The sequence below is a fragment of the Streptococcus sp. 3.1 genome (assembly GCF_016648915.1).
In the GTDB taxonomy this organism is placed as follows: Bacteria; Bacillota; Bacilli; order Lactobacillales; family Streptococcaceae; genus Streptococcus; species Streptococcus salivarius_E.
The window spans coordinates 1-24,431 of the sequence record NZ_JACLQV010000003.1 but is presented as its reverse complement, the minus strand read 5'-3'; the positions used below and the strand labels follow the sequence as shown (position 1 = coordinate 24,431).

Sequence of the window (24,431 nt, the reverse complement as noted above, 5' to 3'; positions counted from 1 at the left end):
ACTCCTAATTTTTAAAATTTAATTATTTTATAAGCTTTCATAGCCTGTTTACAAAAATCATTAAATTGTTAGTCAAAAGTAGAGTTGCTGTTTCAAAGTCCTTTTTTAGTCTTTGATTCTGCCTTATCCTTTTATTCTATCAAAACTTCGTTACAGTTTCTTAACTTTCTTTAAACGTTTTTTTGATATAATGTGTACTCATCATATGCAAATGGAGGAGCAAAGTGGCAAAAACATTAAAAACATTGAGTAACATCTTACTAGGAATCCTCTCACTGGCCTTGTCTTATTGGTTTTATAGGGGGCATCTCGAACAGTACGTTCATTACATCGCCCATTATGGCTCCTACTTTCAAGTCTTACTCAACCTAGTCATTATTGTCCTACTGAGTTACTTTGTCTACGCTTTTTTGAAACTACTTCTTACTAGAAAGCTGAAAAAACAGACACTACTCCTACTCTACTTCATTTACTTTCTTGCTCTCTTCTACCTACTTTTCTTGAAAAACATTGGTACCCAAGGTCTCTCACTTAACCCCCTTTCCTTTGCTCGGGAATTATACTGGGGTAGCCACTTCGTTCCCATCATGAACCTGTTAATGTTCATTCCTCTGGGACTCCTCTTTTCTTCACGATTGAGTAATCTCCTACTTTGTCTCCTTACCCTTTTCTCCGTCGAATCCATTCAGTACTTCGGACATTTGGGAGTCTTTGATTTGGGAGATATCACCTTAAATATGTTAGGTATCCTTGTCGGAACTGCTATCCATCAACTCCCTCAATTTCAAACAGTTATCAAAAAGATTTTAAGTTAAAAAACTTCCAGAATTAATTTTGGAGTTTTTTTTGTTCTATAGATTAATCATCGTAAGAAATTTTTAGAGGAATGCAGAAAAACAGCCCTCTACATCTAGAGAGCTGTTTTGAACTCAGGCTAAAATCCTAGCGAATAAAAAAACTGCCCCATCATAGAGCAGTTCCATTTTCGTGTATTCAATTGAACAAGGCCTAGACACTTGTATCTTGAATTAACGACGAAGTCCGAGTGAGCTGATCAACTCACGGTAACGGTTAACGTCTGTGCGGCGAAGGTATGCCAACAAGTTACGACGGTGACCGATTTTTTTCATCAAACCACGGTAAGTAGCGTGGTCTTTTTTGTGTTGTTTAATGTGTTCGTTAAGGTGGTTGATTTCCCAAGTAAGGACAGCAACTTGAACCTCTACTGAACCAGTGTCACCTTCGTGACGTGCGTATTGAGCAATGATTTCATTTTTTTTCTCTTTTGAAATTGCCATGTTTTTTCTCCTTTTTTTGCTCCATCCGAGTCTTAGGATTGGCTCTCCTAAAACCAAGAAAGAGTTGGTTTGTCTTTACGACCTCTCTATTTTAGCTCATCTACTAATCTTTGTCAATCGCAAGATTTCACTGATTAAGTTTTTGAAGCTTAGACTTTTTTGGCCATTTTTGCATTCAGAAAGAATCCAAGGAAAAGTAGGAAACTTACGATAGCATAAGCTAGAAAAATCCAACTAAAACTTGGAGATATGAGTGCTAACAATTTCAAAACATAAGGGGAAATGGCTGACCCTAGGTTACAGCCTAAGAGGACATAGGCTGTCGCCTTGTTCAACAGACTTCTAGCAATAGACTCAGAAAGTCGGTTAAAGATAATTGTCAAAATAATACTATAAAAGAAACCAACACCAACTGAAGATAAAATCAAAATCGGTAAGTTACTAGCCACTGACATCCCAAAGAGACAAACCGCTAACAAGAACATCACTATAAGCAAAAGACGATTTTTAAAATGTCCTATAAGCGAGGCGAAACTCAGTCCAGCTACAATTCCAATTCCCTGCTCTAAACTCAGTACTAAGGCTGATTGACCACTCTCAATAGTCTTACCAGCAACTTGAAACAGAGGCACGCGCAAACTAATCGAAGAATTGATACAGATGACAAAACCTGCTAAAAGAGCCATGCCAAGAATCATACCAAGGTCTTTTTTGTTCAGAACTTGTTTTCTTTTTGTAATCTGCTTCTTCTCCACCTGCTCCATCGATGGCACAAAAAGGAGGTACATAATCAAAATCACAAAACCAAAACCATAGATAAGAAAGGCAAAGGTCCAATGAATTTTCAGTAATTGTCCAACTAAAAGAGAACAAGAAGCTCCACCAATCAACTCCATGGAGCCACGAATACCTAACATCTGAACTCGCTCTTTACCTTGATAACGTTGACTGATGATGGCAATCGCCTTAGCATTGATAAGACCAATCCCCATTCCAAAAGCAATACGTGACAGTAAGACAAGAGGATAGGCTTGTACAAAAAAAGGAAAAATCCCAGCACTACTAAGTAAGAGCAGCCCAGTCACAATTAGCTGTCTATCACTTAGCCATTTGTCAATAAATGAATTAAGTAAGAGCATCGCGACTACGGAAAATGAAGGGACAGATACTAAAAGCTCCACTTGCGCGGCAGAAAAGGTTGGGCTATAGTAGTCCAACATAGGTGGTAACGCTGTTGAAATCGAAAAGGCCGAAATCAAGAGCAAGGATAGCCCAAGCAGGCTCATTTTTTCTAAAATTCGTGTCATAATATAGGGATAAGAACATCCTTTCCTTACTTGTCTAATAGTTATTTTTTCATTATAATCTAAGGAGACTTTAAAAAATAGGACCTAGGTCCTAAAAAAGGAGATGTATGCGTAATCATACCATAAGACCTCAACTTGACCAGGTCTTTCCACCCCCCTACCTCAACCAATTACAGAAAGTCACCTTTCAAAAGAACGATTATATTTGTACCCAAGGGCAAGCTATCACTGAGCTGACCTACATTTTATCAGGAAAGGTAAAAATTGTTCGTTCTCTCTTCAATGGTAAAGAACATATCCTAGAAACGCTCAATCAGCCTCAGATATTGGGAGATGTAGAACTCATGACCAACCAACCAGCAGGATCATCAGTCATTGCTTTAGAAGAGGTTCAAGCAGTTCAGCTCCCATTAAATAATAAAGAAGAACTCCTCAAAGACCCTGTTTTTCTCTACCAAATTGGACGTAACCTGGCTATGGCACTGCATAAGCAAGGTATCACTGCTTCAACGAATGCGAGCTACTCTGTCAAAGAGCGTCTGGCCACCCATATTTTGAATAGTGAAGAAGAGAATATCTTTCAATTATCGCCATCTATTTTAGCTTCCCGTTTTGGAACTAGCTATCGTCATGTACAGCGAGTCATCAAACAATTTATCGACCAGGGAATTATCGAAAAAGAGGCCTTTAAAACCTATCGTATTTTAGAGAGACAAACCTTGGAAAAACTGGCTTTTATCGATTAGAAAAAGCCTCACTTTAATCCTTGATGGTTTAATTTTCAACCCTTTTGTGCTATAGTTATAAACAAGTAAATCAAAGAAAATAGAGGTAAACAAATGGACGCTCAAACCAAAATTATCCGCGCCAGCCATATGATTGATATGAATGATATCATTCGCGAAGGAAATCCAACCTTGCGTGCTGTCGCTGAAGATGTAACCTTCCCACTATCAGACGAAGACATTATCCTAGGTGAAAAAATGATGCAGTTTCTTCGTAACTCACAAGATCCTGTTATTGCCGAAAAAATGGGGCTTCGTGGGGGAGTCGGTCTTGCAGCCCCTCAATTAGATATTTCAAAACGCATTATCGCTATTCTCGTTCCAAACCCTGAAGACGCTGAAGGTAATCCACCAAAAGAAGCATATAGCCTTCAAGAAATCATGTACAACCCTAAAGTAGTTGCCCATTCTGTTCAGGATGCTGCTTTGGGCGATGGCGAAGGATGCCTCTCAGTTGACCGCGACGTTCCTGGTTACGTGGTTCGTCATGCTCGTGTAACTGTTGAATACTTCAACAAAGAGGGCGAAAAGCAACGTGTTAAACTCCGTGGTTACAACTCAATCGTTGTTCAACATGAAATCGACCATACTAACGGTATCATGTTCTACGACCGCATCAATAAAGACAATCCATTCGCTATTAAAGATGGACTCTTAATTATCGAATAAAGAAAACCTCAGTAGAAATACTGGGGTTTTAGTTTGAAGATAAGGCATTAGTACCACTTTATAGCTAAGTCAAAGTAGAAAAGAACCGACTTCGTCGATTCTTTTTTCATTGTCTGAACCTGTCCTCAGACAAGCATATTGTATAGTGTTTCGTTACCGTGAAGGTTGATATAACTTGGGTCAAAGGCCGAAAGACGCTCGAGAAGTCCATCATAGTCGTTCTTATCACTAAGAGCTATACCAATGAGAACCGGACCTTTTCCTTTATTAGCACGTTTGATGTACTCAAAACGAGTGATATCATCATTTGGTCCCAAGATATCATTTACAAATTCACGAAGGGCACCAGGACGTTGTGGGAAGTTAACCACAAAGTAATGCTTGATACCATCGTAGATAAGCGCACGTTCTTCCATCTCTGGCATACGGTTGATGTCATTGTTACCACCTGAAATGATGCAGACGATGGTTTTTCCTTTAATCTCATCTTTGATCACTTCCAAAGCTGCCACTGATGCCGCACCTGCGGGTTCTGCAATGGTACCAACCTTAGAGTACATATCAATTAGGGTTTCTGAAATCAATCCTTCATCAACTCCCAAGAGGCGGTCAACATATTTACGTGCGACTTCATAGGTCTTGACACCTACCTTTTGAACAGCAATCCCGTCCGCAAACTTATCAATTTCTTCGAGTTTTACAGGATAACCACGGTCAAAGGCAGCACGCATACTACGAGCACCACTAGCCTCAACACCAATAACCTCCATAGACGGTGCTACATCCTTGATATAGGTAGCTACACCAGAGATAAGGCCGCCACCACCTACTGGAACCAAGATACTATCGAAGGAAACACCTTCCTCTTGAGCCTGCTCATAAATTTCATAAGCAACAGTTCCTTGCCCCGCTTGGACATTATAATCGTCGAATGGATCAATGAAAGTCATCCCTTCAGACTTGGTATATTCCTGCGCTGCTTGGGCAGAAGCATCAAAGGTATCTCCCACCAATTTGATTGTTACAAACTTGCCACCAAAGAAACGGACTTGACCAATTTTTTGGAGAGGTGTTGTTACTGGCATAAAGATGGTTGCCGGAATCTTCATCTCGTTACAAGTGTAGGCAACCCCCTGAGCATGGTTTCCGGCTGATGCACAAACCACACCACGCGCCTTATCCTCATCACTCAATTGATGGATAGCATAGTAGGCTCCACGCAATTTGAAAGAGCGTACCTTTTGCATATTTTCTTTTTTAATATAAATGGTCGCCCCGTATTTTTCAGATAGGTAGCGATCAAAATCTAGTGGTGTGCGTTCCACCACGTTTTTTAAGACTTCATTAGCCTTTACGATATCATTTGCAGTAATCATTGGCTCTCCTTTGACACAATATTCAAACTATTTCTATTGTATCACAATTTTCAGAAAAAATAGCAGCCAGTATAAAGAAAACTCCTTGTTTACACAAAGAGTTCTACTTATTATTTATCAACTTTTTTTGACATCAAGAAGTTACGAAGAGCTGCAAGGGTTGCCGCACCTGCAAGGACAATAGCTGTAAGGATAGCTACAGCATGTTCTCCCCACTTGTGAGATTTTGCTGTTTTAGCAATTGTAGCCTTAAGATCTTCAGTTGTTCCTTTTTCACCTGCTTGCGTCGTTGTCTTACTTGCAAGGTTAAGATCTTGACTACCATTGTAAGTATTATCTGACGAAGCTGTATTGACAAGGTCTTGACGGCTACTGCGAGTATAGCTGACATTTGTTGTAATGCTATCAATCATCTCAACAATATTTCTGATTGTTGTAGCATCGTACAAGCCACCCTCAGTATCTTTCAAGATAGATACTGCTAATTTTTCAATAGAAACTTCTGAAGAAGCTGCTACCATAGAGTGAGATTCTGAGCTTGCTGTTTCTGAATATCTTGCATAGTTGCTAAAGAGTGATGCTGCTTCTGTAATCGTTTCAGAAGTACTTGGTAAGGTTTCTGAGACGCGAGGAGCTACAGAGAGTCTATTCCAACTATTGATGTTTTCTGATAGTCCATCAAGGATGACTTCCTCTGATGTGCTTACTGTTTCTGAAATCGCCGAAGTCACTTCTGAAGTGCTCACTTGACTTTCTGATTCTGTCAATGAAACAGCTGGTTCTTCAACTACTTCTGATTCTGAAACGACTGTGCTGATTGAATTCTCTGATTCAGATGCTGAAGTCTCTGAAGTTGATGCTGCTGAGATAATATCAGTTTCTGAGACCTTCGATGATACTGTTGTGCTTTCTGATACTTCTGACGGAGCAACTGAGACAATTGTGCTAGTAGTTTCTGAAACAAGGCTAGTGCTTGCCCGACTCTCTGATTCTGTCAAAGAAGCCACTGGTTCAACTACTGTATGTGATTCTGAAATTGCTGTCGTCGTTGAAATTGCTGACTCTGAAGTTGATGCTACTGAACTATTTTCAGTTTCTGATGCTTCCGATGATACTGTTACACTTTCTGATACTTCTGATGAGACTGTTGAGGCAGCTGTGCTTGCAGCCTCTGAAGCTGGTGTAGTGATTGAATCTGATGCTACTGTACCTTGATCCGTATTAGATACTGAGTTGTCATCTTTCTTATCATGTGCGGTCTCTGACACAGCTATCGCCACTGGAACAGCTGCTGAGTTTACTAACTCGTCAACTGATGGTGCTGGTTTAGTTGTTTCATCTAGTTTAGGAGCTTCAACAGATGGTTTCGTATCAGTTGGAGCCTCTGAACCTTTATTTACTGTTGTATTTTCTGATTTAGCTGTTTCTGAGCTTGCTTCAGATGTTACTGTATTATCTACTTTCTTACCAGCTTGGTTAGTAACTGGTTTCAAGATAACTGGTTCTACCGGTGTTGCTGTTGTGTCTTCCTTGATATAGAGCATGTTCCAAAGAGTTAGTTTAGGAACTGAAATGACAAGCACTGGTTGACCATTTTCATCTGTTTCAAGGCTTGCTTGTGCCTTCTTCATGCTTGAAGTTGCCCAATCATCTGGTGATGTCACATAGACTTGATCAGCAATTTTAGCTGCTTCTTGAGCTGTTTTACCTGCTAGACTAAGACGAACTGTGAGATTTTCTTGTGCGTCCGGTGTTTTATTGTCCGCATAACCCTCTTCATTATGCCAGCCCGCATTGATGCCCATCATGTTAATCATTTGAACAGTTGAGAAACCTTTTCCTGATTTAGCAAATGTCCAAACTTGATTTCCTGTCACACCAAGAGCATCTTTAGAAAGGATTTCACCAGAAGCATTCTTGGTAGATACAGACTGAGTGCTGTTAGTCACACCCTCACCACGGAGAAGATTTTCATAAGCAGTGATGAACTGTTGGTAATTGTAAAGCTTACGAATAGTGTCCTTAGCCACACTGAGGTATTGAGTTGGGTAATAGGCACTTTGAAGAACGTTAAGGGCTGCATTAGCATTGGCAAGGGCTGCAATGGACATGTGATAACCACCGGCTGCAGCTACTGTCGCATCTACGAGAAGAGTCGCATCAGCTTGCAATGGCTTACCAGCAAGGGCATCTTTACCTGCACCGTTAGTTGCTTTTCCACCAGGAACAGTATAGTCAATACCTGGTTCTTCCATGTAGGCACCAACGATAAGTGATTTACCAGTTTTATTGCGTACCATATCGATACGTGCTTTCAAATCACCATAGGCAACCTGCATACGTCCTGGAATAACTGAACCACCATTTGTCCAAAGCTCATTATAAACAACATCTTGACGTGCCTTGGCTAGTTTATCATCATTACCACCATTAACATCATTGATTGTGATGTAGTACTTTTCACCGATGAGGTCCTTCATGGCATTAATAAATGATGCATATGAATCAGACATCATGTGTGAGTCAGCCTCGTCTGTGCTGTTACGGTGCTCATAATCAGTCACACGGTTGTCACCAATTGTATCACCTTGCCAACCATCGAATCCCATACGATCCATAGCTGATTTCATGACACCTGCGATGTATTTTTGCCAATCTGGATTCGCTGGATCATAGTAAACTTGAGTTGGGTTATCACCGATAGTGTAAGTCATCGGTTCACCCTTCTTACCAAAGCTATCGTAGAAGTTATAAGCCAAAGCAACAAGTGGAAGTGCTGGATTCTTTGGATTTGAATCTGCTGAAATCATGTTATAAAGCATGGCAACAGCACCTGACTTATGAACTTGGTCAACCAATTCTTTAACAGCCTTAGTATCAACCTGAGTGTGACTCCAGGTATTCCATTTTTGAACAAAGCTATCGATACCTTCTGGGAAAGGATCTGTAGCTTCATTATAAGCATCATAGAAGAAATATGAATTGATATTCATAGATTTCATGAGCTCAAGCTCTTTACGGTAGGCTTCAAGATTTTTAACAAGAATACTGTTTTGATCAGTTGGCGAACCTGCTACAATACCGTAACGTGGGAAAACTGTCCAATCATCTTCAACAGACAAGCCAGCACGCTTGCTTGACAAAGTACTACCTGATTTATCGTTGACACTGATTGTCACCAAGTAACCTGTATTGTTTGTCAACCACTCTGACGCTACTGTCAAGTTTGAAACCTTAGCTGAAGCTCCTGCCGCTAGCGTGAGGTCAACGTTATCTTGACCAATGATTTCTGAAGCATGTTGAAGTGTCAAGTTGACAGTCATCGTCTTAGTTTCTGCTGTTGGATTAGATACAACAACGGAATAATTAATATCACCATCTGTCTTGCTATAGGCTGCTTTTGTTGTTTCTGGATCTGTCAAGTAGGCATCACCATTCAAGTTTTGCTCTGTCACTTCTGTAACTGGTGTTACTTGAGCAGTTGAATGGCGTCCTGCTTCAGTAGCATTATCAAATGATGACGTGATGGTTTCCACAGCAGCTGACTCAGGAGCTAGTGCTTCACTGGCTACAAGCGTTTCTGAGCTAGCACTCTCTGCTGGCACAGCTTGTGAAAAGATTGTAGAAGCTGTCGCTGTTGTTGCAGTATCTGTCGCAACAGCAGCAGATGATGGACCTACTTCTGTTGTCGCTACTGGAGCAACGGCCTCAGTTGGTACCACCACCAAGTTATCTGCTTCAGTTGTAATAACTGGTTTTGTTGCTTCTGAACTGACCACGTTATCTGCCTTGGCAACCTGATTCATCCCTAGGACACCACCGGCTACAAACAAACCTGATAATAATTTAGTTGACGCTACTTTCTTTGACATATCTCTCTATCCCTCTAAAAAAGTTTAAATCACCTCGGCGTTTCAAATTATCACTATTTGTATTTGCATGCTGTAAACTCGAGTTATTTTTAGTTTCATAAAAATCGCTTGGTGTTTCTTATGAAACTAATGTTAACTTAATCTTTTTTGTAAGACAAGGGAATTTCCGGTAATCCTCGTAAACGGTAATTTTTTCATCATGAATGGTCAGGTTTTTTCAGAAATTTGAGAACAACATTTTCTAATTTCATTAAATATTCACTTGATTCAGTCTACTTTAAATGACAAAAATAAATCCCAAATAATGAAAATCCATCACCTAAATAGTTCATGTGAGAGAATAAAAAAACCACCTCTCACACAAGGCGAGAAATGGTTTGTTTATCGATTTTTGGTATCTAAAATAATGGTCACAGGTCCGTCATTAACCAGGCTAACCTGCATATCTGCGCCAAAGCGTCCTCTTTCTACAGGAACATGAGTTGACAAGGAATGGTTGAAATCGTCATATAACTGGCTAGCCATGTCGGGCTTTGCAGCACCTGTAAATGCTGGTCGATTCCCCTTTTTCGTATCTGCAAAAAGCGTAAACTGAGAAATCGACAAAATCTGGCCGCCAATATCCTTAACAGAAAGATTCATCTTGCCATCTTCATCTGAAAAAATGCGCATATTGACAATCTTACGAACTGCATACTCTAGGTCCTCTTTGGTGTCCTCGGGACCAACTCCAACCAAGAGTAAGAGTCCCTGCTTAATAGCGCCAACTGTACAATCCTCAATAACCACAGAGGCACTTTGCACACGCTGAATTACAATCTTCATCGCAGTAACTCCTTAACCATTCGTACGTTTAACACTGTAAACATCAGGGATAATTTTAATCTTATCCACAAGACCAGTCAATTCAATAAGGTTTGCAATTTCAAAGCTAACGTGAATATTGGCAAACTTCATGTCCTTAGTCGGTTGCGCATTGACCGTAGCAATACTCTTGGTCGTATTTGACAAGATTTGAAGAACATCATTCAACAGACCAGAACGGTTAAGGCCATAGATGTCAATCTCTGCCAAATAAGATTTATTGGCATTACGTTCATCCCACTCCACTTCAATTAGACGTTGCTCATAACCTTCTTGACTCTTGATATTATTACAATCGGAACGGTGAATAGCAATTCCACGGCCCTTGGTGATATAACCTTCAATCTCATCTCCAGGTACTGGGTTACAGCACTTAGCGATACGCATGAGGAGACCTGAAGCACCTTGAATGATGACGCCATTTTCACTCTTAACCTTGAGAACTTCTTTCTTCTCAGTCTTAACTTCGCCACCGTTCATTAGCTCTTCAGCTTCAGCTTTTGCCTTCGCACGCTCTTCCTCACGGCGTTCTTTTTCTGTCAAACGATTGAAAACAGCAGCAGCACTAATTTCACCAAAACCAACAGCGGCATAGAGAGCTTCTTCACTACGCACACTCATACGAGGGAGAATTTCCTCAATATGTTTCTTGTCTAGGTACTTATTGGCAATATAGCCATGCTCTTGGAAGTAGGCAATCAAAAGCTCACGACCCTTGGTGATGGAAGCTTCCTTGTCCTGATTTTTAAAGAATTGACGAATTTTATTTCTGGCCTTAGTGGTCTTAACCATCTTAATCCAGTCACGGCTAGGACCAAAGGAATTGGCATTGGTGACAATCTCAACCACATCACCTGTCTTGAGTTTAGCAGTCAAGGGCACCATACGACCATTAACCTTAGCACCTGTGGCCTTCTCACCAACTTGGGTATGGATGGCATAGGCAAAGTCAATAGGTCCTGAATCTTTAGGCAATTCCTGAACAGCACCATTTGGCGTAAAGACATAAATACGCTCTGAGAAGATATCCTCTTTAACAGAGTCCACAAACCCCATAGCATCACCATTTGAGGCGTCTTGAAGTTCAACAAGATCTTTAATCCAGTTCATTCCCAAAGCAGACTCTTTCGAATCTACCTTGCCCTTGATACCTTTCTTGTAAGCCCAGTGAGCTGCAACCCCGTATTCGGCAACTTGGTGCATTTCCTTGGTACGGATTTGAATTTCAATAGGCCCTTTTGGCCCATAAACCGTTGTATGGATAGACTGGTAACCATTGGATTTAGGATTGGCAATATAGTCTTTAAAACGGCCAGGCATCGGACGCCAGAGTTCATGGATGTATCCCAACATGGCGTAAACATCACTATGCGTCTCCATAACACAACGGATGGCAATCAAATCATAGATTTGATCAAAGCGCTTTTTCTTGTCGCGCATCTTACGATAAATAGAGTAGATATGCTTTGGACGACCATAAACATCACCAACAAGTCCTTGTTCAGCTGTGTAAGTCTTAATTTTATCGACAATCTCGTCCACGAGTTCCTCACGCTCACGACGTTTTTCCTTCATCATGTGAGAAATCTTGTAAAATTCCACCTCATTAAGGTAACGGAAGGACATATCTTCCAATTCCCATTTGATACGACTAATACCTAAACGGTGGGCCAAAGGAGCATAGATTTCCATAGTTTCGCGAGAAATGCGCTCTTGCTTATCCTTACGAAGATGCTTAAGGGTACGCATATTGTGCAAACGGTCGGCCAATTTAACCAAGATGACACGGATATCCTTAGACATGGCCATAAGCATCTTACGGTGGTTTTCAGCCAACTGCTCCTCATGGGACTTGTACTCAACCTTACCAAGCTTAGTAACACCATCCACGATATTTCGTACATCTGTACCAAAATCCGCTTCCAAATCATCGAGTGTTTTTTCGGTGTCTTCAACGACATCGTGTAAGAAACCACAGGCTACTGTCACTGCATCAAGATGGAGATCTGCCAGGATACCTGCCACTTGAATAGGGTGAATAATATAAGGTTCTCCTGACTGTCGAGATTGCCCACTATGAGCATCTGTCGCATAATGCCAGGCTTTTTCAACTAATTTCAAATCATTTGCTGACATGTAGGCCGAACAAATGTCTAAAATTTCTTCTCCTGTTACATTTTTATCTTTAGCCATGATTTCTTCCTTCGCTTCTTTTAATAACCTTTATTTTATCACTTTTACAAGTAAAGAAAAAGAGCTAGATAGGCAATTCTTAAGTACAAGGAGCTAACTTGAAAAGCACAATATCTTGTGTTAGAATGATTGAACAAACACAAGATATAGATAGAAAGAGGACGCTTATGTCTCAACTTACCCTCGTTTATATTAGTCTAAGTGGCAATACCCAAAGCTTTGTCAAACGTATGTCTGACTATCTGTCCCTCAACCACGGGATTGAATGTCGCCAAATCAATATTAAAGAGCTTAATCATGAAACCTTCCAAGTAGATGAACCCTTTGTCGCACTCTTACCAACCTACCTTGAAGGAGGAAATGGCGTTGACAATGGAGATGTTGAGATCCTAACCAATCCACTGGGTGACTTTATCGCGGCCCATGGCAATCACGAACGTTGTTTTGGTATCATCGGTTCTGGTAACCGTAACTTCAATAACCAGTACTGCCTAACCGCCAAACAGTACAGTCAACGTTTTGGCTTCCCAATGTTGGGAGACTTCGAGCTACGCGGCACACAGTCTGATATCGAACGTCTGGCACCTATTATCCTAGAAGCCCAAAAGAACTTTAACCAACGCTAAAACTAGAGCAAAAAAGCCCTGATAGGGGCTTTTTCCTTTGCTTAATTTTTTTCGTGTTTTTTGATTCCAAAGAATCCAACCAAGGTCATAAGAATCAGACCAGCTAAAGTTGCCGACACAGATTCGTCTGAACCAGTGTTTGGCAAGGCCTTAACTGAACTTGAACCTTGAGCTTCTTGTGCTTGAGCTTGAGGCAAGATAACGACTTGAGCATTTGACAATTGGATAGCTGGGGCAGGTTTAGCCACGCTGGCACCTACAGTAGCTTTTGGTGTCTCACGCTTAGTTTGATCCGCTGTCTCAGAACCTTTTGGTGACTTCTCAGATTCTTTCTTAGTCGTATCCTCAACTTGATTTGCCTTTTCCTTAACAATCAAGCGGTACTCTGCAAATCCTGCTTGTGTTGATGGTCCTACATAACTAATGGCATCCTGACCTGCAAGGTGGGCACGCGCATTGTCAGATGAAGCAAAACGGATATCTGCATTCGTGATATTAGGAACGAAACTCCAATTTCCATCGGCAGTTGGGTTAATTGTCTTCTCGCTAACGATATAATCAATGATGGCCTGACGATTCTCAAGATTGAGGAGGCGTTTTTCGGCAGCATCTTTAACACCAGGGAAGTTACCAGTCGCACGATAGTTGTTAGTCACGACAAGGAAAGTCTGATTCAAATCAATAGGTTTACCTTGATAAGCCAAGTCACGAACACGGCTAGCGTCTGGGTTAACCAACTTACCTTCGCGATCGTATTTGTTAGGTTGTGTCAAATCAAACTTATAAGTCAACCCATCAATCACATCATAATTGTATGAGCGATAGCTACTGTTAATGAGTTGCTGTGGTTCTTTGCTGTTAGGATCAATTTGATTGAACTGTCCTGCAGACATTTCCAACCATTCTTTAATTTGTGCCCCAGTCACTTTGAGTAGGGCAGTAACATTGTCGTAGAGGTAGAGGTCTGCGACGTTCTTAATGGCCAATGGGCCAGCTGGGATATCGGTATAGTAGGTCGCATCCCCACGAGTCCCTGCCTTGAAAGGTGCTGCAGCTGAGAGGAGTGGAAGATTCTCATCTGCTGTTCCCGCTACTTGTTTTTTAGCATACCATAGTTGTGCATTATTAACGATTTGAATAGATGGATCATCCTGAACCTGAGCAAAGTAGCTAGTAATTGGTGCAGTAGTCTCACCAACTTCCTTACGAACATAGTTGATTGTTCCATTATGGTCATGAGCTGCCATGTCAATTAAGTCCTTGTCCGCAACATCTGACTTAGTATCAATCTTTTCAAGCTTGGCCTTACTATTGACAACTTTCCATTTGCCGTCCGTGTAAGTCAATTTAACATCCATGATACCTAGATGATCCCCGAATTTACCAGCCATAACCACAGGTTTCCCATTGATGAGACCATTGACATCATCTACACCAGGGTATTTCGCATAAAAACTCGTACCGTCTCCATTTGGGAAATCCGCGTGAGAATGCCCTGTCGCAACAGCATCAACGCCTTCGATACCAGCAATTTGGTAACCTTCATTTTCTTCGTTCTTAGTGTATTCATTATCACCAATACCAGAGTGAGCAGCAACAAGAATATAGTCAGCTCCTGCAGCCTTCATCTTAGGAACGATAGCCTTAACAGCCTCCATTGGATCATCAACGGTTACCTTACCTTCAAGGTTGGCCTTATCCCAAACCAAAATCTGTGTTGGAAGGACACCAGTAATACCGATTTTTAGTGTTACCTGTTTGCCGTCCGTATCAGTAAAGGTCTTGTTAACAATCTTATATGGATTGTAATAGTAATCACCAGTCTGAGCATTACGCACATTGGCATTGATAATGTTGATCTTAGCAGCCTTAACCATACGATCCAAAAATTCTAGGCCATAGTTAAACTCGTGGTTGCCAAGCGTTTCGGCATCGTAACCAAGCATCTCAAAAGCCTTATACATAGGGTGAGTCTCACCTTGGGCAACAGGATCAATCAAAGCCTTATAAGTCCCAAAAGGAGTTCCCTGAATCGTATCCCCACTGTCCACTAAAACCGTATTGGGATTGGTTTCACGGGCTTTTTTGATAAGGACAGCAGTTTTAGACAAACCAACTGTTTGAGACGGCTTATCTTGATAATAATCATAGTTAACTAAGTTGGTATGAAGGTCTGTTGTTGACAAAATCTGCATATCAACGGTCTGCCCCTCATGAGCAGGCTCTGTAACAGTTTCAGCCTGTACTGGCACTGCTGGTGTCACCTGATTGGCATTCGTCAAAACAGCACTGGCTTCTTGACTTGCTTGGGTCGTTGAGGTATTAGCTGATGTCTCTGTAGACGCATTTGTCGCTACTGTTGTTGGTGTAGCAGAGACAGTCTCTGTTCCTCCTTGAACAGCTGTCCCAGAAGTTCCTTGTCCTGATACTACTGATGCACCACTATCTGCCACAGTTTCCGTAGAAGTAGTTGATACAGGTGCCGTTGCTTCATCAGCTTGCCCTACGACTTGTGGCACGGTCAAGAGAGCAAAAAGGCCCAAAACCACAGCGGATTGAGTCACATAACGATTCGTTTTCATTAAAAATCTTCCCCTTTTATAAAGATAATACAATTATATTAAAACTAAATAAGATTATCAACTTTTTTAGAATTACTCGATTTGTCATACAAAACCAATGGCAAGATGCAATCTTAGCTTAAAAGTGTCAAATACAAAAAAAGTTGGAACAAGGCCAACTTTCTCTTATTTATTCAATTCTAGGGCATAACTGACACTACTCAAAGCGTAGAGAGGAGCCGTTTCCGTCCGCATAATACGCGGTCCAAGCCCAATTTTAAGGCCACCAGCTTCCTCAAAAGCATCAATCTCAGACGGAGAAATACCACCTTCTGGTCCAAAGATAAAGAGAATTTTCTGACCACTCTCTACCTGAGCCAACTCACGAGCTAGAGTAGCCAACTCGCCCGCTTTGGCGGTTTCCTCATAGGCGATAAAAATCTTATCAAAATTATCTAATTCTGATAGAAATTCTCCCTTCTTCTCGAACAATCTAACTTCTGGAACACGATTACGCTTGGATTGTTCTGCAGCTCCTAGAGCAATCTTGGCAAGTTTATCTTCCTTCTTGGCAAGCTTCTTACCATCCCACTTGACCACAGACCAGTCGGCAGGGAAGGACCAAATAGCCTGAGCTCCAAGCTCTGTTGCCTTTTGTGTCACCAACTCTAGCTTATCTCCCTTGGGAAAGCCAGAGGCAATGGTTACAGATACAGGCATCTCAACATTATCATTTAAGTCTTCAATCACTTCAAAGACATGGTTCTCACGGTCAGTCACACGCGCAAGACGCTTGATACCGTCTTCAAAAACCAAGACAACCTGATCATCCTCTGTTAAACGCATAACGTTAAACATATGCTTCACAGTATCCTTATCTTTGATGATTACTGGATTTTCAACTTGCCCCTTTATAAAATACTGTTGCATTTAGCCTCCGATCACACCTGAAATATCATCTGTCTTCTTGAAGACACAAGCATTCCACTCTCCCTGAACCATGTGAGTTTCTAGGAAGAAACCAGCTTTCTCAGCCGATTCACGCACCATATCCCATTTTTCAGAGATAATCCCTGACATAATCAAATAACCTTCATCTTTAACCAAACGGTAGGCATCTTCCGTCAGATGGATGAGAATATCCGCCAAAATATTAGCCACGATAACATCAGCTTCTTGAGTTACTCCCTTCAAAAGATCACCTGCAGCAACGTGGATATTTTCCATGCCAGGATTCATATCAATGTTTTCCTGTGCCACTCGAACCGCCACATCGTCAAGGTCATAGGCATAGATTTCCTTAGCTCCAAGAAGAGAGCTAGCAATCGAGAGGACACCCGAACCAGTTCCCACATCAATCACCGTCTCGCCACCACGAAGCACCTGTTCGAGTGCAAAAAGACTCATCTTAGTTGTCGGGTGTGTTCCTGTCCCAAAGGCCATGCCAGGATCTAGCTTGATAATCTTCTCACCTACTGATGCCTCATAATCCGTCCATGACGGTACGATAGTCAAATCGTGGGTAATGCGAGCTGGTTCATAGTACTTCTTCCAATTCTCAGCCCAGTCTTCTTCAACCAATTCTTGAGTAGCCAAGTGAATATCTCCAGTTTCAAGACCAAAATCCGTCAACTCAGCCAAACGCTCATTAACCTGCTTAGTAATAGCTTCGATATCTGCTGACTCCGGATAATAAGCCGTAATTTTAACCGTCTCAACCTGTTCAACCTCAGGATAAAGCTCACCAAAACGGTCCGCATTTTCCAAATAATCTGCACTATCATCAATAGCCACACCTTGACTACCAGATTCAATTAAAATATTAGAAGCCGCCTCTTCGACCTCACGATTAACCTCAATCGTTAATTCTTGCCATTTGTCCATATATTATTTTCGTCCTTTTCTGATAAATAGTCTTTAAAGCGTTCCTGCAACTGGGGAATGACACCTTCTGCTTTTATAAAATCCTCTACAGGCATTAGTTTAAATTCCTGCCCCTCGTCACCAAAACGAATCTCACGATACTGCTCTTGGCTAATTCGGCCAACCACAAAGACAGCTGACCTATCTTTATCCAACATACTAGGATAGATTTTCGACCAAATAATCGATTCCTCTGTCAAAGTCAAGCCCAGCTCCTCCCAGACCTCACGTTGAAGACATTCAAGAGGCGTTTCTTGACCTTCTCTTCCACCACCTGGCAACTCCCATGTATTTGGCCAAGGAATATCTGGTTTATTATCTCTGAGAATGACCAAAATACTTTGCTCTACGAGTAAGGCAGCCTTAACACCTGTAAAATCAAACTGATTTTTTAAATAAGCATCCATCCCTTTTCGCTCCCTTTAATACCTTGGATAAGCAAAAAATTCCTTCTCTTCAAGTTGAGCTTTCCCTTTTTCGAAAGCATCTTTGTCCCAAACCAAACCGAATTCCTCAGGTCCATCATCAGATAGAAAATCCATCAAGTCACTCAATCCTTCTGTCGCCACCTCATTCAAGGTCTCCGCAAAATAGGCCAAAAACTCACGAGATAGACCTTTCTTAGGTTCATATGGGATTGTCACTAGGTAGTCCTCTTCATCAAAACGTGATTTTGCTGGATTGTAAAAGAGCACGTAGTCTTCAAAAATGACATCTTCATCAGACACTTCACCCTTATCATCAATAGTCTCCACATTGCTACTGTTTTGCGCTTCCAAGATAAACGTTACTTCCACAGCATGATTCTTTTTATCCCAGTCCATCGCAAAATCATAGTCCAGGTGCTTATCCAGTTCTTCTTCTAATACTGACAAAAAGCCGAATTTAGCCATTTGTTTTCCTCGTTCTTTCTTATTATTCCCTTTATTTTAGCATAAAAGGAGCCAATAAAAAACAGAGTAGGCTATCCCACTCTGTCTTAGATAATTATTTAGCATTTTCAACCGCTGCTGTCACAAAGGCACTGTAAAGTTCTTCAGCATGGTTTGGACGGCTATGATATTCTGGGTGGTATTGCGCTGCCACAAAGAATTTCTTGTCTGGGAGTTCTACAACTTCCATCAAACGATTATCCGGTGACACACCTGAGAATACAAAACCTTCAGCCTCAAACTGTTCACGGAATTTAGTATTGAATTCATAACGGTGACGGTGACGACGTTGAACAACTTCTTGGTTGCCATAAGCTGCAGCTGCCTTAGAACCTGGTTTCAACTTACATGGGTAAAGACCAAGACGAAGAGTACCACCCATGTCTTCAATGTCAATTTGATCACGCATAATATCTATAATTGGATATTTTGTGTTTGGATCAAGCTCAGCTGAATTAGCGCCATCCAAGTGAAGAACGTGGCGAGCAAACTCAATACATGTTAATTGCATACCGAGACAGACACCTAACATTGGCACATCATTTTCACGTGCATAACGAATAGCTTGAATCTTACCTTCAGTACCACGTTGACCGAAACCACCAGGAACAATAATACCATCAGCATCAGCCAAACGAGAAGCAACATTTTCAGCAGTCAAATCATTAGCATTGACCCAGTCAATATCAATGGCAGTATCATTTGCCAAACCTGAGTGTTTAAGTGCCTCAACTACTGACAAGTAAGCATCGTGAAGCTCCACATACTTACCAACAAGAGCAATTTTAGTTGTTTTCTTAAGGTTAAGCACCTTATCAACCATAGCAGACCACTCTGTCATATCTGCAGCTGGAGCATCCAGTTTCAAATGATCACAAACGATTTGATCCATACCTTGAGCCTGCATATTAAGTGGCACTTGATAGATATGTTCCACGTCGAGTGATTCGATAACAGCCTCAGGTGCAACATCACAGAATTGAGCTAATTTATTCTTGATTCCCTGACCAGCAGGTTGTTCTGTACGAATAACCAACATATTTGGTTGGATACCCAAACCACGCAATTCCTTAACAGAGTGTTGCGTTGGTTTTGTCTTCATTTCACCAGCAGCCTTCAAATAAGGAAGAAGCGTTGTGTGGATATACATAACGTTGTCAGAGCCCACATCAGCCTTCATTTGACGAAGAGCTTCAAGGAATGGAAGACTTTCAATATCACCAACCGTACCACCAACTTCAGTGATAATGACATCTGAATCAGTTGTTGTCGCTGCGCGCTTAATCTTGTCTTTCAAAGCATCTGTGATATGCGGAATCACCTGAACAGTCGCACCAAGATACTCTCCTTTACGTTCCTTACGCAAAACTTCGCTATAAATCTTACCAGTAGTCACGTTAGAGTATTTATTAAGATTGATATCAATAAAACGTTCGTAGTGACCAAGGTCAAGGTCAGTTTCAGTACCATCATCAGTGACATAAACTTCACCGTGTTGGTAAGGACTCATTGTTCCTGGGTCAATATTGATGTAAGGATCAAATTTTTGAATCGTAACCTTAAGACCACGGTTCTTAAGCAAACGCCCAAGACTTGCAGCTACAATCCCTTTACCAATTGAAGATACCACACCACCAGTGACGAAAATATATTTTGTCATGTTAACTCCTTATAATATAATTCAAAACAACTACAGATAGCAGATTGGTTACCCACTCAGATAATCATGATAGTCCTTTCCTAGTACCTGATGGGTGCCGTACAAAGTACCTCACCTTAGACAAGTCCAGTAAATGACTAAAAACAAAAATGACCCCCAAGAGTTTTACTCTGGGAGCCTTAATCATGACCTCTTCAAAAGAGGTGCCCGATAAATAGTCTAAACTATCCAAGACCATTTGTCAATGAAAACTTAGTCGTTTGACTCGTCCTCATAGTCATCGTCATCATCTTCTTCTGACAACTCAACATCATCCAAATCATCATCTGGAATAATTTCATTCAACTCAGAGTCATAAGATTCCACTTCGGCTTTCTCATCATCTTCGCTATCGTCGTCATATTCAAGACTATCAGAATCAGGTGTAAAGTTCTCGTCTTCTGGATCATCGTCATTATAATCGATGGCATCTTCATCACCATCCATGAAGGCATTAACTTTCTTGTTCTTACGTTTTGGTGCATTTTCATCAGTATCTTCCAATGTGATGACCTCTTCATCGATTTCATCAATTGCATACCATGAACGCAAGCCCCATTTGTTATCACCTAGTGGAATGAAACTTCCATCCGTATTCAAATCTGAATAAAAGAATGGCAAAGCATTGCGGATATCAGCATCCGATTTTTCTAAGTAATTTTGAATTTCATTGACCAAATCATTGAAATACATTTCATTATCACGACCACGTGTTTCTAAGATAGCACGGGCCACTTCAATCATTGATAATTCACTTTTTTCTTGTCCAGCAAATACGTCTAGTTCCAAAGTGGTTCTCCTTCATTCTTACTCAAGCTAGTTTCTATCAGAAATAGCTCAGCAATCAATTTTTCGCTACCTTTTATTTTACGCTAAAAAGAGTCAATAGTCAAAGCATTTATAGAAGAAAAAATCAAGTCTCAACAGAAACTTGATTTTAGTCATATTATTTAACTTTTGCTGTGCTTGTGATAACTTCAACAGCTTTCTTCATAGTGATATCGTGTTTAAGCATTTCAGGTGAAAGAAGTGCAGAAACTTGTGATACTTCCATGTTGTACTCAGCTGCAAGATCGTTAATTTCTTTTTGGATTTCTTCTTCTGTAGCGTCGAATCCTTCAGCAGCAGCAACAGCTTCGATAACAAGGTTAGTTTTCACACGTTTGTCAGCGTCAGCTTCATATTGTTTGTGAAGATCTTCTTGAGTTGTACCAGTGATTTGGAAGTACATTTCAGGAGAGATACCTTGACGTTGCATGTTGCCCATGAATTCGTTCATAGCACGGTGAACTTCGTCTTCAACCATTTCTGCTGGCAATTCAACGATTTCAGCGTTTTCAACAGCCAAATCAAGTGCAGCACCTTCAACAGCGTCATCAAATGCAATTTCTTTAGCTGCTTCAAGTTCTTTACGGTATTTAGCTTTCAACTCGTCAAGAGTTTCGACTTCATCGTCAAGATCTTTAGCCAACTCATCATCAAGAGCTGGAACTTCTTTAGCTTTAACTTCGTTAACTTTAGTAACAAATACAGCAGCTTTACCTGCAAGGTCAGCAGCTTGATAGTCTTCTGGGAAAGTTACTTTAACTTCTACTTCATCACCAGCTTTTGCTCCAACCAATTGGTCCTCGAAACCTGGGATAAATTGACCTGAACCAAGTTCAAGAGAGTGGTTTTCACCTTTACCACCATCAAATTCAACACCGTCTACTGAACCAACAAAGTCGATAACAACAGTGTCGCCATTTTCGGCTGCACCTTCTTTAACAACCAATTCAGCCAAGTTTTTGCGTTCGTTTTCAAGCTTAGCATCAACTTCTTCATCAGTAACTTCTTTAGAAGCTTCAACTGAAACTTCAAGATCTTTATATGCACCAAGTTTTACTTCAGGTTTTGTAACAACTTCTGCAGTAAGTGTCCAATCTTGACCTTTTTCAATTGATTTTACATCAATTTTTGGTTGTGCAACAACATCAAGACCAAGTTCAGCAATCGCTGCTTCATAAGCTGCTGGAAGAATTGCATTCAAAGCATCGTCGTAAAGAGCTTCTTCACCAAATTTTTGGTTAAATACGGCACGAGGCATGTGTCCTTTACGGAAGCCTGGAGCGTTCAAATTCTTTTTAACCTTGTTAAATGCTTGATCCAAAGCTGGTTGAATTTTATCTTGACCGATAGTGAATGTCACCACACCACGGTTAGTGGCTGTGTTTTCAAATGATACAGACATGTAGTCATTCTCCTTAAAATTTTTTATAGATACAGTTTAGTTTACCATATTTCAAAGCCTTTTAAAAGTTTTTTTATCCAATTTAATCACAAGAAAATCGTTAGAAACTGCTACTTTTTCAAAATTTTGATAAACTAGAGCTATGAATATTTTACAAAGATACATCCAACAATTTAATTTTGAAGAGACCCTAATGGTACTCATTACGAAAGGGATTAAACTCCTTATTCTCCTCATCATCTTTCTTCTTAGTAAGAAGATTATCAACTTCCTTTTTAAACATACAGTGGGACGCTCTCTAGCTTGGACAATTCAAACACCTGCTCGACAAAAAACCATTGAACGATTACTACACAATTGCATGAACTACGTGCTATACTTCTTCCTTGTTTACTGTCTTCTTAGTATCCTTGGGGTCCCAGTATCTAGCCTCCTTGCTGGGGCAGGACTTGCTGGGGTTGCTCTTGGTCTAGGAGCTCAGGGCTTCCTATCTGATGTCGTTAATGGTTTTTTCATATTGTTAGAAAACCAATTTGAAGTCGGTGACGCAGTTGAAGTAGGAGCCGTTACAGGCCTTGTTTCAACCGTAGGTATTCGAACTACTCAAATTCGAGGATTTGATGGAACCCTCCATTTTATACCTAACAGAAATATCACAATTGTATCCAACAAATCTCGAGGGGACATGAGAGCTCAAATTGATATCCCAGTCTATCCGTCAACCGATATCAATAAGGTGACAAGCATCATACAAGAAGTAAATCGAGAAAACATTGAAAACTATCCTCAAATCTGTGGAGCTCCAAATATCATTGGATTAAGCACAACTCCTTCTGGACAACTAGTATTTCGTATTGATATTTTTACACAAAATGGACAACAAATTCATATCTATGCTGATTTCTTAAAACTTTACCAAGAAGCCCTAACCAAAGAAAATATTGAACTTCCAAGATTCATTGGGAACCCTATATCAGTAAAATAAATTCATTACATTAAAAACACTTCAAAAGATAGATAAGATAAATCTACTTTCGAAGTGTTTTTTATTCATATTAATCAATAATGCTAGTCAAGGTTCTATATTAAGAATTAATCATCTTCATTGTAAGGATCAAAATCAACCATCCAAAATTTTAACTCTCGAATCATCTTTTTTCGACCTCTAAAACACTCCCCAGCTAGCAAACGGTCTAACTTAGTAGAATCTTCCGAAGACAACTGATTACGGAAAGCATTAAGCTGCTCGTCATAAACAAGCCTATCAACAGCATCTAACTCTTTATTTGGGAGACAAAAAGCAATATCTGAAATTTCGATATAACATTGTCGATTAGCTTGTCGTTTTACAGACTCCTGCCTTCTAACCTCATCATTAAGTCTATTCCTAAATTTCGTTTTAAAATATCGCCGTAACTTATCATCATCAGACTTTAATTCAGGAAACTTTTCTAAAAGCTGATAAAGCGTCATCATAGCTTCTTGCTCCATATCAGCTTGGTCCCAAAGTTGGATGAAATATTGTCTACTAGCCTTAAGTACAATCGGCCTTACAACTTCATATGCATGAACAAAAACTTCTTGTTCCATTAAACCTCCTATAAATAGATAAAATATTTGCAATTAAAATAATTACGAAACCTATTATAAGAGATACATAAGAAATAAAATAGAGACATATATGTCACTATAAAAATGATAGGCTCTATAATTTCTGAAGCGGATAAAAACCACTGTAGTTCTTATAGAGCTTTTTGAGTATACACAAAAAGTCCCATAAGAACTATAATGAAAAGCGACCAAACCATCATTAGGAAGAACTTATAAGACCTATTAAGAATACCACCGAATTAATCGGAAATAAAGAGTAAAATATCAAGATTTCACTTGTTTTTGAAACTAACACTCATATCGAGATTCAAGCAAAACTTGATTACCCTATACCACTATGTCCTCTCTAGATATTAGCTTTTCGTCACTCACTACGGTTGACAAACAGATCAGTCAAAACAACCCATGAGAACGGGTGGCTTGCTCTTCGGCTGAAAGCCTCTGCTACCGGCCGAGGCCTAAAGGCCTACCGAATGGTTTCCCTT

At 40.4% G+C, this 24,431-nt stretch carries 20 protein-coding genes and 1 pseudogene; 6 read left to right on the top strand and 15 right to left on the bottom strand.

What is annotated here, in order from left to right:
- Positions 1-224 precede the first annotated feature (224 nt).
- Positions 225-815, top strand: a complete 591-nt coding sequence (locus H7U02_RS02455; protein WP_049529346.1) for a VanZ family protein — start codon at positions 225-227, stop codon at positions 813-815.
- Positions 816-1,028: 213 nt separating this feature from the next.
- On the opposite strand, the gene rpsO is transcribed toward H7U02_RS02455, so the two are convergent.
- Together rpsO and H7U02_RS02445 are read right to left on the bottom strand one after the other, a co-directional pair.
- Positions 1,029-1,298 (bottom strand): 30S ribosomal protein S15, encoded by a 270-nt coding sequence (rpsO, locus tag H7U02_RS02450; RefSeq protein WP_002883618.1) that lies wholly within the window; start codon positions 1,296-1,298, stop codon positions 1,029-1,031.
- Positions 1,299-1,447: 149 nt separating this feature from the next.
- The gene (locus H7U02_RS02445; RefSeq protein ID WP_110980925.1) at positions 1,448-2,605 is read right to left on the bottom strand and encodes an MFS transporter; all 1,158 of its coding nucleotides are present in this window, start codon (positions 2,603-2,605) and stop codon (positions 1,448-1,450) included.
- A gap of 107 nt (positions 2,606-2,712) precedes the next feature.
- On the opposite strand from H7U02_RS02445, the gene H7U02_RS02440 reads away from it, so the two are divergent.
- Together H7U02_RS02440 and def are read left to right on the top strand one after the other, a co-directional pair.
- Entirely contained in the window at positions 2,713-3,351 is a 639-nt protein-coding gene (locus tag H7U02_RS02440; RefSeq protein ID WP_002883647.1) for a Crp/Fnr family transcriptional regulator, read from the top strand.
- A gap of 93 nt (positions 3,352-3,444) precedes the next feature.
- Entirely contained in the window at positions 3,445-4,059 is a 615-nt protein-coding gene (def, locus tag H7U02_RS02435; RefSeq protein WP_201042717.1) for a peptide deformylase, read from the top strand.
- 125 nt (positions 4,060-4,184) lie between these two features.
- Here the strand turns inward: def and ilvA are convergent, their stop codons facing one another.
- The 4 genes from ilvA to H7U02_RS02415 all read right to left on the bottom strand — a co-directional run bounded on the left by ilvA (position 4,185) and on the right by H7U02_RS02415 (position 12,364).
- Positions 4,185-5,435 carry a threonine ammonia-lyase IlvA gene (gene ilvA, locus H7U02_RS02430; RefSeq protein WP_002883616.1) on the bottom strand — a complete coding sequence of 417 codons (1,251 nt, stop codon included), beginning with the start codon at positions 5,433-5,435 and terminating at the stop codon, positions 4,185-4,187.
- Positions 5,436-5,545: 110 nt separating this feature from the next.
- Entirely contained in the window at positions 5,546-9,307 is a 3,762-nt protein-coding gene (locus H7U02_RS02425; protein WP_073689436.1) for a glycoside hydrolase family 66 protein, read from the bottom strand.
- 381 nt (positions 9,308-9,688) lie between these two features.
- Positions 9,689-10,132 (bottom strand): D-aminoacyl-tRNA deacylase, encoded by a 444-nt coding sequence (gene dtd / locus H7U02_RS02420; RefSeq protein ID WP_014633809.1) that lies wholly within the window; start codon positions 10,130-10,132, stop codon positions 9,689-9,691.
- A 12-nt stretch (positions 10,133-10,144) separates the two neighbouring features.
- Entirely contained in the window at positions 10,145-12,364 is a 2,220-nt protein-coding gene (locus H7U02_RS02415; RefSeq protein ID WP_101799888.1) for a RelA/SpoT family protein, read from the bottom strand.
- Positions 12,365-12,531: 167 nt separating this feature from the next.
- Between H7U02_RS02415 and nrdI the strand changes: the two genes are divergently transcribed.
- Positions 12,532-12,990, top strand: coding sequence for a class Ib ribonucleoside-diphosphate reductase assembly flavoprotein NrdI (nrdI, locus tag H7U02_RS02410; protein ID WP_002883589.1), 459 nt, complete (start codon positions 12,532-12,534; stop codon positions 12,988-12,990).
- Positions 12,991-13,031: 41 nt separating this feature from the next.
- Here the strand turns inward: nrdI and H7U02_RS02405 are convergent, their stop codons facing one another.
- The 8 genes from H7U02_RS02405 to tig all read right to left on the bottom strand — a co-directional run bounded on the left by H7U02_RS02405 (position 13,032) and on the right by tig (position 22,335).
- The gene (locus tag H7U02_RS02405) at positions 13,032-15,572 is read right to left on the bottom strand and encodes a bifunctional 2',3'-cyclic-nucleotide 2'-phosphodiesterase/3'-nucleotidase (RefSeq protein ID WP_073689495.1); all 2,541 of its coding nucleotides are present in this window, start codon (positions 15,570-15,572) and stop codon (positions 13,032-13,034) included.
- Between the two features lie 165 nt (positions 15,573-15,737).
- A complete protein-coding gene (locus H7U02_RS02400) occupies positions 15,738-16,481 on the bottom strand; it encodes a 16S rRNA (uracil(1498)-N(3))-methyltransferase (RefSeq protein WP_073689496.1) in 744 nt (247 codons plus the stop codon).
- Positions 16,482-17,435: a 50S ribosomal protein L11 methyltransferase gene (gene prmA, locus H7U02_RS02395; RefSeq protein ID WP_013989960.1), complete on the bottom strand. Its 954-nt coding sequence runs from the start codon at positions 17,433-17,435 to the stop codon at positions 16,482-16,484.
- Positions 17,414-17,881, bottom strand: a complete 468-nt coding sequence (locus H7U02_RS02390; protein WP_110980927.1) for an NUDIX hydrolase — start codon at positions 17,879-17,881, stop codon at positions 17,414-17,416. The genes prmA and H7U02_RS02390 overlap by 22 nt, the downstream gene beginning before the upstream one ends.
- 15 nt (positions 17,882-17,896) lie before the next feature.
- Positions 17,897-18,367: a DUF3013 family protein gene (locus H7U02_RS02385; protein ID WP_013989957.1), complete on the bottom strand. Its 471-nt coding sequence runs from the start codon at positions 18,365-18,367 to the stop codon at positions 17,897-17,899.
- A gap of 94 nt (positions 18,368-18,461) precedes the next feature.
- A complete protein-coding gene (locus tag H7U02_RS02380; protein WP_049545134.1) occupies positions 18,462-20,066 on the bottom strand; it encodes a CTP synthase in 1,605 nt (534 codons plus the stop codon).
- Between the two features lie 252 nt (positions 20,067-20,318).
- Positions 20,319-20,894, bottom strand: coding sequence for a DNA-directed RNA polymerase subunit delta (gene rpoE, locus H7U02_RS02375; protein WP_002885605.1), 576 nt, complete (start codon positions 20,892-20,894; stop codon positions 20,319-20,321).
- Positions 20,895-21,051: 157 nt separating this feature from the next.
- Positions 21,052-22,335, bottom strand: coding sequence for a trigger factor (gene tig / locus H7U02_RS02370; protein WP_002889721.1), 1,284 nt, complete (start codon positions 22,333-22,335; stop codon positions 21,052-21,054).
- A gap of 142 nt (positions 22,336-22,477) precedes the next feature.
- On the opposite strand from tig, the gene H7U02_RS02365 reads away from it, so the two are divergent.
- Positions 22,478-23,320, top strand: coding sequence for a mechanosensitive ion channel family protein (locus H7U02_RS02365; protein WP_110980928.1), 843 nt, complete (start codon positions 22,478-22,480; stop codon positions 23,318-23,320).
- Positions 23,321-23,427: 107 nt separating this feature from the next.
- On the opposite strand, the gene H7U02_RS02360 is transcribed toward H7U02_RS02365, so the two are convergent.
- Entirely contained in the window at positions 23,428-23,925 is a 498-nt protein-coding gene (locus H7U02_RS02360; RefSeq protein ID WP_060973245.1) for a sigma factor, read from the bottom strand.
- Positions 23,926-24,158: 233 nt separating this feature from the next.
- Between H7U02_RS02360 and H7U02_RS02355 the strand changes: the two are divergent.
- Positions 24,159-24,290 (top strand): annotated as a pseudogene (locus tag H7U02_RS02355) (ISL3 family transposase); the annotation flags it as partial.
- Positions 24,291-24,431: the final 141 nt, after the last annotated feature.

Excerpts from the sequence above, each read along its gene's own strand:
- dtd (WP_014633809.1), bottom strand. The coding sequence starts at position 10,132 with ATGAAGATTGTAATTCAGCGTGTGCAAAGTGCCTCTGTGGTTATTGAG.
- nrdI (WP_002883589.1), top strand. The coding sequence starts at position 12,532 with ATGTCTCAACTTACCCTCGTTTATATTAGTCTAAGTGGCAATACCCAA.
- H7U02_RS02400 (WP_073689496.1), bottom strand. The coding sequence starts at position 16,481 with ATGCAACAGTATTTTATAAAGGGGCAAGTTGAAAATCCAGTAATCATC.
- H7U02_RS02390 (WP_110980927.1), bottom strand. The coding sequence starts at position 17,881 with ATGGATGCTTATTTAAAAAATCAGTTTGATTTTACAGGTGTTAAGGCT.
- rpsO (WP_002883618.1), bottom strand. The coding sequence starts at position 1,298 with ATGGCAATTTCAAAAGAGAAAAAAAATGAAATCATTGCTCAATACGCA.
- tig (WP_002889721.1), bottom strand. The coding sequence starts at position 22,335 with ATGTCTGTATCATTTGAAAACACAGCCACTAACCGTGGTGTGGTGACA.
- def (WP_201042717.1), top strand. The coding sequence starts at position 3,445 with ATGGACGCTCAAACCAAAATTATCCGCGCCAGCCATATGATTGATATG.
- H7U02_RS02365 (WP_110980928.1), top strand. The coding sequence starts at position 22,478 with ATGAATATTTTACAAAGATACATCCAACAATTTAATTTTGAAGAGACC.
- H7U02_RS02445 (WP_110980925.1), bottom strand. The coding sequence starts at position 2,605 with ATGACACGAATTTTAGAAAAAATGAGCCTGCTTGGGCTATCCTTGCTC.
- H7U02_RS02360 (WP_060973245.1), bottom strand. The coding sequence starts at position 23,925 with ATGGAACAAGAAGTTTTTGTTCATGCATATGAAGTTGTAAGGCCGATT.
- H7U02_RS02405 (WP_073689495.1), bottom strand. The coding sequence starts at position 15,572 with ATGAAAACGAATCGTTATGTGACTCAATCCGCTGTGGTTTTGGGCCTT.
- H7U02_RS02385 (WP_013989957.1), bottom strand. The coding sequence starts at position 18,367 with ATGGCTAAATTCGGCTTTTTGTCAGTATTAGAAGAAGAACTGGATAAG.
- ilvA (WP_002883616.1), bottom strand. The coding sequence starts at position 5,435 with ATGATTACTGCAAATGATATCGTAAAGGCTAATGAAGTCTTAAAAAAC.
- H7U02_RS02425 (WP_073689436.1), bottom strand. The coding sequence starts at position 9,307 with ATGTCAAAGAAAGTAGCGTCAACTAAATTATTATCAGGTTTGTTTGTA.
- H7U02_RS02440 (WP_002883647.1), top strand. The coding sequence starts at position 2,713 with ATGCGTAATCATACCATAAGACCTCAACTTGACCAGGTCTTTCCACCC.
- H7U02_RS02380 (WP_049545134.1), bottom strand. The coding sequence starts at position 20,066 with ATGACAAAATATATTTTCGTCACTGGTGGTGTGGTATCTTCAATTGGT.
- prmA (WP_013989960.1), bottom strand. The coding sequence starts at position 17,435 with ATGGACAAATGGCAAGAATTAACGATTGAGGTTAATCGTGAGGTCGAA.
- H7U02_RS02415 (WP_101799888.1), bottom strand. The coding sequence starts at position 12,364 with ATGGCTAAAGATAAAAATGTAACAGGAGAAGAAATTTTAGACATTTGT.